The organism is Arthrobacter sp. TE12231 (genome assembly GCF_054062895.1).
This window is the reverse complement of the sequence record NZ_JBSSFS010000001.1, coordinates 4,008,811-4,023,133: the sequence shown is the minus strand read 5'-3', so window position 1 is coordinate 4,023,133 and position 14,323 is coordinate 4,008,811. Positions and strand designations below refer to the sequence as shown.

The 14,323-nt window shown below is 68.3% G+C and carries 12 protein-coding genes and 1 pseudogene; 9 read left to right on the top strand and 4 right to left on the bottom strand.

Going from position 1 to position 14,323, the window contains the following annotated elements; all coding sequences use genetic code 11:
• Positions 1-62 precede the first annotated feature (62 nt).
• Positions 63-2,555: an ATP-dependent Clp protease ATP-binding subunit gene (locus tag ACVWYS_RS17995; RefSeq protein WP_116765455.1), complete on the top strand. Its 2,493-nt coding sequence runs from the start codon at positions 63-65 to the stop codon at positions 2,553-2,555.
• A gap of 130 nt (positions 2,556-2,685) precedes the next feature.
• Here the strand turns inward: ACVWYS_RS17995 and ACVWYS_RS17990 are convergent, their stop codons facing one another.
• Complete coding sequence (locus ACVWYS_RS17990; RefSeq protein WP_161958189.1) at positions 2,686-3,132, bottom strand: QcrA and Rieske domain-containing protein; 447 nt, start codon at positions 3,130-3,132, stop codon at positions 2,686-2,688.
• A 158-nt stretch (positions 3,133-3,290) separates the two neighbouring features.
• On the opposite strand from ACVWYS_RS17990, the gene ACVWYS_RS17985 reads away from it, so the two are divergent.
• The 7 genes and pseudogenes from ACVWYS_RS17985 (at position 3,291) to dhaM (ending at position 10,412) form a co-directional block, all read left to right on the top strand.
• Positions 3,291-5,408 (top strand): alpha/beta fold hydrolase, encoded by a 2,118-nt coding sequence (locus tag ACVWYS_RS17985; RefSeq protein ID WP_456510177.1) that lies wholly within the window; start codon positions 3,291-3,293, stop codon positions 5,406-5,408.
• Positions 5,409-5,467: 59 nt separating this feature from the next.
• Positions 5,468-5,978: pseudogene (locus tag ACVWYS_RS17980) on the top strand (amino-acid N-acetyltransferase).
• A 104-nt stretch (positions 5,979-6,082) separates the two neighbouring features.
• On the top strand, positions 6,083-7,498 hold the full coding sequence (locus ACVWYS_RS17975; RefSeq protein WP_456510176.1) for an FAD-binding oxidoreductase: 1,416 nt from the start codon (positions 6,083-6,085) through the stop codon (positions 7,496-7,498).
• A 79-nt stretch (positions 7,499-7,577) separates the two neighbouring features.
• The gene (locus ACVWYS_RS17970) at positions 7,578-7,949 is read left to right on the top strand and encodes a hypothetical protein (protein WP_344361463.1); all 372 of its coding nucleotides are present in this window, start codon (positions 7,578-7,580) and stop codon (positions 7,947-7,949) included.
• 164 nt (positions 7,950-8,113) lie between these two features.
• Positions 8,114-9,115, top strand: coding sequence for a dihydroxyacetone kinase subunit DhaK (gene dhaK, locus ACVWYS_RS17965; RefSeq protein WP_116765459.1), 1,002 nt, complete (start codon positions 8,114-8,116; stop codon positions 9,113-9,115).
• 2 nt (positions 9,116-9,117) lie between these two features.
• Positions 9,118-9,744, top strand: coding sequence for a dihydroxyacetone kinase subunit DhaL (gene dhaL, locus ACVWYS_RS17960; protein WP_091250073.1), 627 nt, complete (start codon positions 9,118-9,120; stop codon positions 9,742-9,744).
• Positions 9,741-10,412, top strand: coding sequence for a dihydroxyacetone kinase phosphoryl donor subunit DhaM (gene dhaM / locus ACVWYS_RS17955; RefSeq protein ID WP_456507720.1), 672 nt, complete (start codon positions 9,741-9,743; stop codon positions 10,410-10,412). The genes dhaL and dhaM overlap by 4 nt, the downstream gene beginning before the upstream one ends.
• A 75-nt stretch (positions 10,413-10,487) precedes the next feature.
• Here dhaM and ACVWYS_RS17950 read toward each other — a convergent pair whose 3' ends face one another.
• Both ACVWYS_RS17950 and ACVWYS_RS17945 read right to left on the bottom strand, forming a co-directional pair.
• The gene (locus ACVWYS_RS17950) at positions 10,488-10,985 is read right to left on the bottom strand and encodes a hypothetical protein (RefSeq protein WP_456510175.1); all 498 of its coding nucleotides are present in this window, start codon (positions 10,983-10,985) and stop codon (positions 10,488-10,490) included.
• Between the two features lie 16 nt (positions 10,986-11,001).
• Positions 11,002-11,838 carry an HhH-GPD family protein gene (locus tag ACVWYS_RS17945; RefSeq protein WP_337189807.1) on the bottom strand — a complete coding sequence of 279 codons (837 nt, stop codon included), beginning with the start codon at positions 11,836-11,838 and terminating at the stop codon, positions 11,002-11,004.
• 305 nt (positions 11,839-12,143) lie between these two features.
• On the opposite strand from ACVWYS_RS17945, the gene ACVWYS_RS17940 reads away from it, so the two are divergent.
• Positions 12,144-12,881, top strand: coding sequence for a hypothetical protein (locus ACVWYS_RS17940; protein ID WP_425547106.1), 738 nt, complete (start codon positions 12,144-12,146; stop codon positions 12,879-12,881).
• Positions 12,882-12,915: 34 nt separating this feature from the next.
• Here the strand turns inward: ACVWYS_RS17940 and disA are convergent, their stop codons facing one another.
• Entirely contained in the window at positions 12,916-13,992 is a 1,077-nt protein-coding gene (gene disA / locus ACVWYS_RS17935) for a DNA integrity scanning diadenylate cyclase DisA (RefSeq protein ID WP_091250080.1), read from the bottom strand.
• Positions 13,993-14,323 lie beyond the last annotated feature (331 nt).

The following is a 14,323-nucleotide window of genomic DNA, read 5'->3' as shown; positions in this document are numbered from 1 at the left end:
GCCCCAAATCTGGAACCCGGGCACGTAGCATCAAAGTACGTCGTAGCTAGGAGTGTGGCGAAATGTTTGAGCGATTTACGGACCGTGCCCGTCGCGTAGTTGTGCTTGCCCAAGAAGAGGCACGCATGCTGAACCACAATTACATTGGTACCGAACACATCCTCTTGGGTCTGATCCATGAGGGTGAAGGTGTTGCCGCCAAAGCCCTTGAATCCTTGAGCATTTCGCTCGACGGTGTCCGCGAGCAGGTGCAGGAGATCATCGGCCAGGGCCAGCAGGCCCCGTCCGGACACATCCCCTTCACCCCGCGCGCCAAGAAGGTCCTGGAGCTCTCGCTGCGCGAGGCCCTGCAGCTGGGCCATAACTACATCGGAACCGAGCACATCCTCCTCGGCCTCATCCGCGAGGGTGAAGGTGTGGCCGCCCAGGTGCTCGTCAAGCTCGGCGCCGACCTCAACCGGGTCCGCCAGCAGGTCATCCAGCTGCTGTCCGGCTACCAGGGCAAAGAGTCCACCGGAGCCGGCGTCGGTTCGAGCCAGGCCGAAGGCACCCCCGCGGGCTCCGTCGTCCTGGACCAGTTCGGGCGCAACCTGACCCAGGCGGCGCGCGAGAACAAGCTGGACCCGGTGATCGGCCGCGAGCAGGAAATGGAACGCGTCATGCAGGTCCTTTCCCGCCGCACCAAGAACAACCCGGTGCTGATCGGCGAGCCCGGCGTCGGCAAGACCGCCGTCGTCGAAGGCCTCGCCCAGGCGATCGTCCGTGGCGATGTCCCGGAGACCATCAAGGACAAGCAGCTGTACACCCTGGACCTCGGGTCCCTCGTGGCCGGCTCCCGCTACCGCGGTGACTTCGAAGAGCGCCTCAAGAAGGTTCTCAAGGAGATTCGCACCCGCGGCGACATCATCCTGTTCATCGATGAGATCCACACCCTAGTGGGTGCCGGTGCCGCCGAAGGCGCCATCGATGCGGCCTCGATCCTGAAGCCCATGCTGGCCCGCGGCGAGCTCCAGACCATCGGTGCCACCACGCTGGACGAATACCGCAAGCACATCGAAAAAGATGCAGCGCTGGAGCGCCGCTTCCAGCCGATCCAGGTCAAGGAACCCTCCGTTGCACACGCGATCGAGATCCTCAAGGGCCTCCGCGACCGGTACGAGGCGCACCACCGCGTCACCATTACCGACGGCGCCCTCGCCTCGGCCGCGGCCCTGTCCGAGCGCTACATCTCGGACCGCTTCCTGCCGGACAAGGCGATCGACCTGATCGACGAGGCCGGTGCGCGGCTGCGCATCCGACGCATGACCGCTCCGCCGGAGCTCAAAGTCATGGACGAGAAGATCGCCGCCATGAAGCTGGAGAAGGAATCCGCCATTGACGCGCAGGACTTCGAAGGTGCCGCGTCGCTGCGTGACAAGGAGCAGAAGCTCATTGCCGAACGCGCCGAGAAGGAACGCCAGTGGAAGACCGGCGGCATGGACGACATCTCCGAGGTTGATGAGGATCTCATCGCCGAGGTGCTTGCGAACTCCACCGGCATCCCGGTCTTCAAGCTGACCGAGGAAGAGTCCTCGCGCCTGCTGAAGATGGAGGACGAGCTGCACAAGCGTGTGGTCGGCCAGAACGAGGCCATCAAGGCCCTGTCCCAGGCGATCCGGCGCACCCGTGCAGGCCTGAAGGACCCCAAGCGTCCGGGCGGTTCGTTCATCTTCGCCGGACCCACCGGCGTCGGCAAGACCGAGCTCGCCAAGGCTCTCGCGGAGTTCCTCTTCGGCGAGGAAGACGCGCTGATCACGCTGGACATGTCCGAGTACTCGGAGAAGCACACCGTGTCGCGGCTCTTCGGCGCCCCTCCGGGCTACGTGGGCTACGAAGAGGGAGGGCAGCTGACCGAGAAGGTCCGCCGTCGTCCGTTCTCCGTGGTCCTGTTCGACGAAGTGGAGAAGGCACACGCCGATCTCTTCAACTCGCTGCTGCAGATCCTGGAAGACGGCCGACTGACCGACTCGCAGGGCCGAGTGGTGGACTTCAAGAACACCGTGATCATCATGACCACCAACCTCGGCACCCGGGACATCTCCAAGAGCGTTGCCACCGGCTTCCAGTCGGGCACGGACACGCAGACCGGCTACAACCGGATGCGCGCCCGCGTCACCGAGGAGCTCAAGCAGCACTTCCGCCCCGAGTTCCTCAACCGTGTTGACGACGTTGTGGTCTTCCCGCAGCTGACCCAGGACGAGATCATCGAAATCGTAGACATGTTCGTGGCCCGGCTCGAGAAGCGCCTCAAGGACAAGGACATGGGCATCGAGCTCACGCCCGCGGCCAAGATCCTGCTCGCGACCCGCGGCTACGATCCCGCGATGGGTGCCCGGCCGCTGCGCCGCACCATCCAGCGCGAGATCGAGGACCAGCTCTCCGAGAAGATCCTCTTCGGCGAGCTGCACGCCGGAGACATCGTGGTGGTGGACGTCGAAGGCGAAGGCGACGACGCGAAGTTCACGTTCGCGGGCAACGCCAAGCCGCGCATCCCGGAGATCGCTCCGAGCGTCTAAGCAGCAATTCCAAAGGCGCGATAACTCAACGCCACACAGCAAGAGGCCCCGTCCGCTCCCGAAAGAGAGTGGGCGGGGCCTCTTGCTGTGTGATGCCAGCCGGGCGCCAACAGGCGCCCTGCGGTTGCCGTCAGGCGGTGACGGTGATCCAGTCCCCGTCGATGGCGGCGGTCAGAGGCGCGAGGGGGCTGCGCGCCGGACCCGTTATGACACTTCCGTCCGCGCCCTTGAAGGCGGAGCCGTGGCACGGGCATTCGAAATTCTGGCCGGACGGGGCCACCGGGCAGCCGGCGTGGGTGCACGTCGCGTCATAAGCCAGGACCTTCTGATCCGCGGACCGGAAAATGACGACTGTCTTTCCGTTGGCGGTCCCGGTGGCAGTGGCGCCCACTTTAACCTCGCTGAGCTTGCCGACCCGGACAGGCGTGCCCGCAGGCGCCGATGCGTCGGCGGCCGTCGAGGGGGCCGCGCTGTCCGAGGGTTGGGCGGCGCATGCGGAAAGGGCCAGGCCGCCACCAACCGTGGCGGCCGCACCGAGCAACATGGAGCGTCTGGGCAGGGACTTTTCAGGGTTCATGGACCCATCATGCCAAGCCCCCCTGAAAGGACGCTGCGATTCCGGCGGCAGGCCGACCCGGCCCGTGTGTCCCGGAAGGACCCGGGCACTCTGAAGCGGCCGGTTCACTCTCAGTGAACTTTTTGTGATCGACGCCACAGGAGGTGTTGAATCGGTGCATGGCTGCCAAGGACTCAGTGACCCTGAGCGAACAACCCGAGACCCCTTTCCATGACCTGGACCATTACCTCGCAATTCCCCGAGTGAGCGGTCTGGCACTGAGCCCCGACGGCGGGCGGCTGGTTACCACGGTGGCCACGCTTAACGCCAAGGGCACCGAATACTGCGCCGCGCTGTGGGAAGTTGACCCGAATGGGTCCAGGCAGGCCCGCCGAATCACGCGCAGCGCCAAGGGGGAAGCGGGCGCGGTGTTTGCAGCCAACGGGGACCTCTACTTCACCTCCGCCCGTCCCGATCCGGAGAGCCCCGAGGCCGACCCCGTCAATGCCCTCTGGATGCTCCCGTCCGGCGGCGGCGAAGCCCGGGTGGCCTTTTCCCGCGCCGGCGGGATCAGCAGCGTCCTGGCAGCCGCGGATGCAGACACCCTGGCGGTCGCGGCCCCGGTCCTCGCCGGCTCCACCGACGAGGACGACGACGAGGAGCGCCGCAAGGCCCGCAAGGACAACAAGGTCGCGGCGATCCTGCACAGCGGCTACCCCGTCCGCTACTGGGACGCCGACCTCGGCCCGGCGCAGCCGCGGTTGTTCGCCGTCGAACCCGGAGAGCCACGGGAGTCCGGAAAGCCGACGACGGTCGACGCCGCGCCGCCGCTGAAGCTCCGCAACCTGACGCCCGACGCCGGCAACAGGCTCAGGGACGCCCAGACGGTGATCAGCCCGGACGGCAGGACCATTTACAGCAGCTTCACGAAGCCGCTGGCGAACGCCGATTCGCGCTCCGTGCTGGTGGCGATCGACGTCGCCACCGGCACCCGGACGGTGCTGCTGGACACGGACGGGATGCACTATTACCCGGGACCTGTCAGCCCGGACAACCGGAGCCTCGTGGTGGTCAGTGAAAGCGATACCACCCCGTTTGCGGCCCCGCAGATCAAGCTCCACCTTCTCGACGTCGCCGTACCGGCAGGCGGGGGCGCGCTGACGCCCCTTGCCCACGACTGGGACCGCTGGGCCCGCCCCGCCGCCTGGCTGCCGGACGGATCGGCCTTGCTGGTCACCGCGGACGAGGACGGCGCCGCGCCGGTCTTCCGGATCCCGGTCGCAGGACCGGGCCAGGCTGCCCAGGTGTCCCGCCTGACAGCCGACGACGCCGCGTACACCGACGTCGTGGTCGCACCGGACGGGCATAGCGCCTACGCCCTGCGCAGCTCCTACGAATTTCCCGCCGAACCCGTGCGGATCGACCTCGCCTCCGGCGGCGTCGTCCGCTTGCCGGCGCCGGCCGAGCGACCGCAGTTCAAGGGGACGCTCGAACGAGTGGAGACGACGGCGGCCGACGGCGCCCGGGTGCCCGCGTACCTGGCCCTTCCGGAGGGCGCGTCCGCCGTGAATCCGGCCCCGCTGCTGCTCTGGATCCACGGCGGCCCGCTGGGATCCTGGAACGCCTGGACCTGGCGTTGGAACCCCTGGCTGCTGGTAGCCCGCGGCTACGCGGTGCTGTTGCCGGACCCGGCCCTCTCCACCGGCTACGGCCAGGACCACATCCAGCGCGGCTGGGGCGAATGGGGCAAGGCACCGTACACGGACCTGATGGCCGTGACCGACGCCGTCGTGCAGCGCCCCGACATCGACCAGGAGCGCACGGCCGCCATGGGCGGGTCCTTCGGCGGCTACATGGCCAACTGGGTAGCCGGGCACACGGACCGCTTCAAGGCCATCATCACGCACGCCAGCCTCTGGGCCCTGGACCAGTTCGGGCCCACCACGGACGCTGCGCAGTACTGGCTCAAGGAAATGACGGCGGAGATGGCGATGGAGAACTCCCCGCATCTGCACGTCGACAACATCCGGACTCCCATGCTGGTCATCCACGGCGACAAGGACTACCGCGTGCCGATCGGCGAGGGGCTCCGGCTCTGGTACGAACTGCTGGCGAAGTCACAGCTCGCGGCCGACGCGAACGGCGAAACCGACCACCGCTTCCTGTACTTCCCGGACGAGAACCACTGGATCCTGCAGCCGCAGCACGCCAAGGTCTGGTACGGCGTCGTGGAGCACTTCCTCGCCCGCCACCTGCTGGACAAGGACCTCCCCGTCCCTGACGAACTGGGTCTTTGACGGCGCCGACCCGGGTGCCGGCCGCGGGCCGGCACCCGGGGCACCCGTAAGATTGGGCTGTGACTGAGACGATCCGTATCCGCCCTGCCCGCACCGGCGACGTCGCCGCCATCAAGACCTTGGTTGCGCCGCTGGCCGAACAGCGGATCCTTATGGCCAAGGAAACGGTGGCCTACTACGAAAGCCTGCAGGAATTCCGGATTGCCGAGTCGGAACGACGGCGAGGTGATCGGCTGCGGGGCGCTGCACGTAATGTGGGAGGACCTCGCCGAGGTGCGCACCCTCGCGGCCTCCGATGCCTGGCGCGGCAAGGGCGTGGGGCACGCGCTCGTGGAGCGCCTGCTGGAGGACGCCCGGGACCTGGGCGTGTCGCGCGTCTTCTGCCTGACGTTTGAAGTGGATTTCTTCAAGAAGCACGGCTTTGAAGTCATGGCTGACCAGACCGCCGTCGACCCTGTGGTGTATTCCGAGCTCCTGCGCTCCCATGACGAAGGCGTCGCCGAGTTCCTGGACCTGGCGCGGGTCAAGCCGAACACGCTGGGCAACACCCGGATGATCAAGGAGCTGTAGGGCGCGCCCAAAATGCCTGATTTGTAGATCTTCCGATATATCCACTCGATCTATAAACTTCTAAGAGCTCGCTGGGGAGCGATCCGCCTAGCTGAAAGTACCCCATGCGCCCTCACGCCTCCGCTCACGAAAGAACCTCCCTCCAACTGCGCGTCCGCGGACTCGTCTACCTCCCCGGAGACTCCGCCTATGACCAGGAAACCGCGGCCTTCAACCTCGCCACCCGCCACACCCCCGACCTGGTCCTCGCCGCTGCCGACGCCGACGACGTCGCAGCAGCCGTCCGTTGGGCCGCCGAACGCGGCATGTCGATTTCGGTCCAAGCCACAGGGCACGGTGCCGCCAACGCCATCACGGACGGGCTCCTGGTCAGCACCCGCAGGCTCCTGGACCTCGACATCGACCCGGAAGAGCGCACGGCCCGGGTCGGCGCCGGCATCCGCTGGCGCGAGGTCGTGGCCGCCGCCGCACCCTACGGGCTGATGGGCCTGCACGGATCCGCCACCGACGTCGGCGTCGTGGGCTACACCGTGGGCGGAGGGCTGCCGCTGCTCGGCCGAAAGTATGGCTTCGCGTCAGACCATGTGCTGGCCGTTGAGGTCGTGACGCCCGACGGCGTCCAGCAACGCGTGGACCAGTACAACAACCCCCGGCTGTTTGCGCTCCTGCGTGGCGGCAAGGGCAACTTCGGCATCGTCACCGCCATGGAGTTCAGGCTCTTCCCGGCCGGCGAGCTCTACGCGGGCGGAATCTTCTATCCCGGGGAACGGGCCCGGGAAGTCCTCGCGGCCTTCCGTGAATGGGCGCCGGCGCTTCCTGCGGACGCCTCGGCTTCGCTCGCCTTCCTGCGGCTGCCCGAACTCGAGGACATCCCGGAGTTACTGCGTGGGCGCTTCGTGATGCACCTGCGGTTCGCGTGGCAAGGGACTGCCGCTGAGGGCCAACGCCTCCTTGACCCGATGCGCGGCGTGGCCCCGGTCCTGGCAGACCTCTCCGGTCCGCTGCCATTCACGCAGGTCGATGCGGTGCACCTGGATCCGGAGCATCCCGTCCCGGTGCGCGAAGGCGGCATGCTGCTAAATGAACTGGACGAGGCACTCGCGGAGGCCCTTCTGGAAGTCGCCGGCCCGGACAGCAACGCACCCCTCCTTCTGGCTGAGATCCGGCTGATGGGCGGAGCCCTCGCAGCCCCGGTGGCGCCTTCGAGCCACGGCGACCACGTGGCCGGGCGGGACGCCGCGTGGTCGTTCTTCGCGGTGGGCGTCATGATGCCCGAGAGCGCCGACGTTGTCCCGGCAGCCATCGCGGCCGCCCGCCGGACGCTGGCACCGTTTGGAACCGGCGGCACCGCCGTGAACATGCACGGCCACGTCGAATCCGCCGACGACGCCGCCAGGGCCTGGCCGGAAGGCTCCCGCCGCCGGCTCAGCGAAGCCAAAGCAGAATTGGATCCGCAGAATCTGTTCCGGCATGGCCACGCGATTGCCCCGGCAGTTCCGGGGCCGGCCCCGGCGTTCTAGGGCCGGCGGCGGGCAGTCGCCGCACCCCGCCGCACCCCGCGGCGCCTCGCAGGACGGGGGCTTCCATTCAATAAATTTGGTGGATAAACTGATGCCGGCCCAGGGGGTGGGCCGCCATACTTCCGGAGGCAAAAAATTGCATAATGACGTGATTTTTCCCGATTTCTCCGCTTCGCCCAGCAAAGATATGCGCAGGACAGCCGCCAGCGCCCCGGCAGCGCCGCGGGTCCACTCGCTCGATACGCCGGACCAGCCATCGCCGGAACCTGCGAATCAGTTGTCGCCCGATGCCGATGCACCCGTAGGCGGACGAACGGCCGGCCCCGGATCCGCCTCCGGGCCGCCGGCCGCGTCCCGCACCCGCAAGGGCCGTCTCGCCGCGCCGCCGTTTTCCTGGTTGGGCGGCGATGCCTGGCCGCACTTTCCGGCATGGGCCGACACGCAAGTCTGAATCGTCGTCGGAGCCCAAGAGCCCGCCGCGGCACCGTCTCGCCGGCACGGGCGCTCGCAGCCCCGGCGGGAAGCCTCACAAGGGGAAACGGGAGCCTACCGCCGGCCGTGCCCCGGTAGTAGGGTCTAAGCAAGCAGCCAGGACACCATCCAGGGAGCACCGCCATGAAGAAACTCATCAATGATCCCAAAGCCGTGGTCGACGAGTCAGTGGAAGGGTTCGGGCTTGCACATGCCGACCTCGTGACCGTTTTTGCCGACCCCAAGTACATCGTGCGCAAGGACGCGCCGGTGGCCGGGAAGGTCGGACTCGTCTCCGGCGGCGGCAGCGGACACGAGCCGCTGCACGGCGGCTATGTGGGAATGGGCATGCTCGACGCCGCCGTTCCCGGCGCCGTCTTCACTTCGCCCACGCCCGACCAGATCCTGCCGGCCACGCTGGCCGTGAACTCCGGCGCCGGCGTTGTGCATATCGTGAAGAACTACACCGGCGACGTCCTCAACTTCGAGACCGCCGCCGAACTCGCGCAGGCCGAAGGCGTCGAGGTCCGTACCGTCCTGGTCAACGACGACGTCGCCGTGCAGGACTCGCTGTACACCGCGGGCCGCCGCGGCGTCGGCGGCACGGTCCTGGTCGAGAAGATCGCCGGCGCCGCCGCCGAGCGCGGCGATAACCTGGACGCCGTCGCCGCGATCGGTGACCGCGTCAACCAGAACGTGCGCAGCATGGGCGTGGCATTGTCCGCCTGCACCGTTCCGCACGCGGGCGTCCCCAGTTTCGAGCTCGAGGAAAACGAGATCGAGATCGGGATCGGCATCCACGGCGAGCCGGGACGGCACAAAATCCCCATGGAAAACGCCGACGGCATCACCGACCGGCTTCTGGACCCCGTGGTCAGCGACCTCGGACTGAGTTCCGGGGACAAGGTGCTTTTGTTCGTCAACGGCATGGGCGGCACCCCGGCGAGCGAGCTGTATATCGTTTACCGCCGGGCCGCGCAGAGGCTGGCGGAGCAGGGTGTCACCGTGGCCCGCTCGCTCGTGGGCAACTACATCACGTCCCTTGAGATGCAGGGCTGCTCCATCACGGTCCTGCGCCTCGATGACGAAATGACGTCGCTCTGGGACGCTCCCGTGCACACCGCGGCCCTCCGCTGGGGCGTCTGACCGTGGGGCTGGATGTCGGCTGGGCCGTGCGCTGGCTGACCCTGTCAGCGCAGGCCATGGCGGAGCACCGGGTTGAGCTGATCGAGCTGGACCGGCCAATCGGAGACTCGGATCACGGCGAGAACATGGACCGCGGCTTCAAGGCCGTAATGGTTAAGCTCGCCGAGGCGCCGCCGGAAACCCCGGGCGCGGCCCTGAAACTGACCGCCATGACGCTGATGTCCAAGGTCGGCGGGGCCGCCGGCCCGCTGTACGGCACGGCATTCCTGCGGGCCGCCACGGCACTGGGAGACACTTCCGACGTCGACGCCGCCACACTGGCCACGGCCCTGCAGGCCGCCCGCGACGGAATCGTCGCCCGTGGAAAGGCAGAGTCCGGGGACAAGACCATGGTGGACGCGTGGACGCCCGCGATCGAGGCGGCCGCTGCCGCGGCAGGGGACGGCGACGTCCGGAAAGTCCTCGTGTCTGCGGCGGAAGCGGCCGAGGCAGGGGCCGTTTCCACGGATCCGATGCTCGCCCGCAAGGGCCGTGCCAGCTACCTGGGGGAGCGCAGCATCGGCCACCGCGACCCCGGAGCGGTCTCCAGCGCACTGATCCTGCGCGCCGCGGCCGGAGCAGCCGAATGACAGTCCGGCTTGTCGTCGTCTCGCACAGTGCAAAAATCGCGGACGGCGCCGCCGAACTCGCCGCGCAAATGGCGCCTGACGTCCTCATCCTCCCCGCTGGAGGCACCGACGACGGCCGGATCGGCACCAGCCTGGAGAAGGTCATGGCGGCCCTCGAACAGGCCGCCGGTGACGGCGTCGTGGTGCTCACCGACCTCGGATCCGCCGTGATGACGGCCGAGTCCGCAGCGGAGTTCGCGGCGGATCCGGAATCCGTGCTGCTCGCGGACGCACCCCTGGTGGAAGGACTCGTGGCCGCAGCGGTGGCGGCACAGACGGGGGCCGACGCAGCGGCGGTGAAGGACGCCGCCGAAGCCGTCTACCGGCCCCCGGTCCACCCCGCGGAGGCTGAACACGTGCACCAGCAGCCGCCGGACGCCACGGGGGACTTCGAGCTCGTCAACCAGGCCGGCATGCATGCCCGGCCGGCAGCCAAGATCGCCGGGGGACTGTCCGCCATGGATGCCGACGTCACCGTCAACGGGGCGGATGGGGCCTCCATGACGGAGCTCATGATGCTTGCCGCCGGCAAGGGAACCGTCCTGCATGTGGAGGCCAGCGGCCCGGACGCCGCCAAAGCGGTGGGCTATCTGGAACGCCTCGTCAGCTCGGGGTTCGGCGAGCCGTAGCCGTTGTCCGGCCGGGCGTAGCCCGGGCGCGGAGAGATGTCCGGGCCGGGCACCTCGGAGTCCGGGGAATATGAGCTAGGGCGACGGCCGAAGACCGGCCGCGTCGAGCACCACGTGGGCCGTGATGAAGCTTCCGCGCTGCTCTCCAAACGGATGCGCCACCCGGGGTGTGAAAGCCGCAGTCCGTGCCGGCAGCGGGGCCCCGGTGTTGGACGTGCCCGTGGCCGTCACCTCGATCCGGTTGGCGGTCAACGTCTCCATCATCAGCATCCCGGTCAGGGTGCCGTCGGGGGAAGACGTGGCCGAACAGACGCCGTCGAGGCCCGAGGGGCCCGGTTTGCAGCCCTGGTCCACGGCGACGCTCCCCGGGACCAGTTCCAGGTCCGCTTCCTTACAGCGGCCGTCCTGGCAGGCCAACAGGTGGATGGTCCTCACGGACGGGGCGTACTCCCGGTCCACGGTCAACGACACCACCGGCGCCTGCGCGATCGCCGGACAAACGGCCTCCGGCCGGCACGAGGTGACCAGGACGGCGGTGAGGGCCAGAGCGGCCACGGCCGCCAGCTTGCGCATGCTCCAGCGTAGATCCTCAGGCAGGGAGCCGGAAGCCGCCCTGGTGCAGTTCCGCGAGCCCGTCTCCCAGCAGGCCGGCCAGCGCGCGTTCCAGCTGTTCGGGAGCCGCATTGAGCCGGTGCAGGGCCGCGAGCGGAATCCCGATTCCATCCGGTTCGAAGCCCAGGTCCGCCGGGGCCCGGTGGAACAGTTCCGGCGCCACGGGGTCCTCGGCCACCCGCAGGACAGCCATCACAGCGCCGCGCACCTGCCGGTCCGTGCCATGCCATGACTGGCCCTTTGGCGTGTACGTCGGCGGCGGCTCGCCGGCGGCAAGCCAGGCGCAGGAGTCACGGACCGGGCACTGCCCGCACTTGGGGGCCCGGGCCGTGCAGACCATCGCGCCGAGTTCCATGACGGAGGCGTTCCAGCGGACCGAGGCGGCCGGGTCTTCCGGGAGCAGCGATGCCGCCAGCCGCATTTCGGCTGCGGTCAGGGCCTGCGACGGCAGCGCCGAGCCCGAGACCAGGCGTGCATGGACCCGGCGGATGTTGGTGTCCACCACCGTTTCCCGGCGCCCAAAGGCGAAGGCGGCAACGGCGGCTGCTGTGTAGCTGCCCACGCCCGGGAGTTCCAGGAGTTCGGTATAGGCGCCGGGGACCGTCCCGGCGTGGCTGTCCCTGATGGCGACGGCGGCCGCGTGCAGGCGCAGCGCGCGCCGCGGATACCCCAGCCGGCCCCAGGACCGGACGGCTTCCCCCGCGGGCTCCGCGGCGAGGGCGGACGGCTCCGGCCAGCGGCGCAGCCACTGCTCCCAGACCGGCAGGACCCGGACCACCGGTGTCTGCTGGAGCATGACCTCGCTGACCAGCACGCCCCAAGGCGTGCACTCCGCCGCCCGCCACGGCAGCTCCCTGGCGTTGGACGCGAACCAGTCATCCAGCGCGGTGTGGAGGGCGGGCAGATCCGCGGCAACGGCAAGCCCTCCGGCGGCAAGCTCACCGGAGGGAAGCGGCCCGGCGGCCCGGGATCCGGGTGGCGCCACGGCATCGACGGAAGGGGTGTGGGTTAGAGTTTCGATCCATTCAGCGTAATAGATCCGGCGAACCGATCCGGACGGCTGCGGGTCCCGCGGCGTGGTCGGACGCCATAGCCCGCAGCGTTCTCTAGGCTAGAAGAATGGTCAGGCAAGGCAGTTCAGCAACGGGTGGTTCACGGCCGAAAGGACCCGGCGGAGGCCAATCCGCCGGAAGGCCCGGACGGCGTCCGCTCAGCCCGGTGTACCGCCGACGCCGGCTGTTTGCGGGCGTGGTCCTGCTAATCGTCCTCGCCGTCGCCTTCGGCGGCTTTGCCGCCGTCTCCAACGCCCTGGGCGGAGGTCAGCCTTCCGGAGCGGGAACGGCGCCGTCGGGCGAGCCGTCCGGGGCAGGTGCCGCGCCGTCGAACCAGCCAACAGCCTCAGCGTCGGGGAGCCCCGGGGCTTCGGAGGACCCGTCGGCCACTCCCACCCCCACAACATCGGGCGATGGCTGCGAGCAGAATCTGCTGATCGTCACGGCCGCCACCGACCAACAGGTCTATGCCGCGGGGGAGAAGCCGCTGCTAACCCTCAAAGTGACCAACAACAACAAGGTGCCGTGCACGGTCAACATCGGGACGTCGCAGATGGAATACATGATCACCAGCGGTTCGGACCGGATCTTCTCGTCCAAGGATTGCCAGGCGGAGAGCACTGACCTGATGAAGACCATCGCGCCGGGCAAGAGCGAGACCGCGAACTTCCCGTGGCAGCGCAACCGCACGGTGCAGGGCTGCGAACCCGTCGCCGCCAAGCCCGGAGCCGGCGGCGCCTACTACGTCTTCACGGCCCGGCTGGCGAACAAGACCAGCGACAAGGCCGTATTCCAGCTCAACTAGTTCCCGTCGAAGGGTGTCGGAAAGGTGAGGCGGGCTAGAGGAAGCGGTCCAGCAGGCTGGCCTCGGCCATGCGGCTCAGGCCCTCCCGGACGGTCCTGGCCCGCTGGTCACCGATCCCATCCACGGTCATGAGGTCATCGATCGTTGCCGCCATCAGGAACTGCAGGCCGCCAAAGTGGTCCACCAGGCGGTCGGCGACAGCTTTCGGCACGGCCTTGAGGCCGGAGAGCAGGCGGTAGCCGCGCGGCTGCACGACGGCGTCGAGGTTCGCTTCGCCGCCGGCGAAGCCGACGATCCCGGCGATCTTGCCCAGATCGATCAGCTCGGTGGGGCCCAGGCTCACGAGGGCCTTGACCGCCTTCTCAATGTCCTCGGCGGTTGCCGCCGGGCCGGAGTAGTCGCGGATGATCACGTCGCTGCCCGGGCCTCGTCCCACGGTGAGCTCGTCGAGCTGCAGCGAGAGCAGGCGGCCGTCCTCGCCCAGTTCCAGGACGTACTGGGAGATTTCCTCGGAGATCCTGCGCACCATTTCCTGGCGCTGCAGCGTGACCGCGACGTCGCGGACCGTCACCATGGCCTCGATTTCCAGGGCGGAGAGCGAGCTGGTCACCTGGTCCAGGCGCGAGCGGTAGCGTTCCAGGGTTGCCAGGGCCTGGTTGGCGCGGGCCAGGACCTTCTCCGAGCCCTCCAGGACATGCCGCAGCCCGTTCACGTACAGTGCGATGATCTGCATCGACTGGCTGACCGAAATGACAGGGACTCCGGTCTGGATGGCCACCCGCTCCGCGGTCCGGTGCCGGGTGCCCGATTCCTGGGTTTCGATGCTCGAGTCCGGGACAAGCTGGACCGCCGCGCGCAGGATATTGCTGGCATCTTTGTCGCAGACAATGGCGCCGTCCATTTTGGCCAGTTCGCGCAGCCGCGTGGGGGAGAAATCGATACCGATCTCGAAGCCGCCCGAGCAGATGGACTCTATGGTCCGGTCGATGCCGAGCACAATCAGCGCGCCGGTGCGTCCGCGGAGAATGCGTTCCAGACCGTCTCGTAGGGCGGTGCCCGGTGCCACTCTGGCCAGAGTCGCCTTGAGCGAATCTTCAGGGCTCCGAGCCATAGATTTCCCTTCAAAGGTGCGGGCACTGGCCCGCAGGTACGCCGGTTTCCAGGGTCCACCGGCAGGATCAAAAGTACTCAGTTCCCCGCTCTCCCCATGATAGGGGTAAAGCAGAGCCACTTCCGCACAGGCAAGCCTTAAAGTGGTCCATTGCGACGTGCGCGCGAAGCCCCCGGAATGGCTGTCGCGGGTCCCGTCGGCGGCGGCACTTTGGTGCAGCCGGGCGGCCGCCGCGCGTGGTGCCCTGCGCGGTGTTGGTACAAGGTGTTTGGCCGCCACTTCGTGCGGGTCCACGGCCTGCGATAAACTTGGATCCTTGGGTGTACCGCGG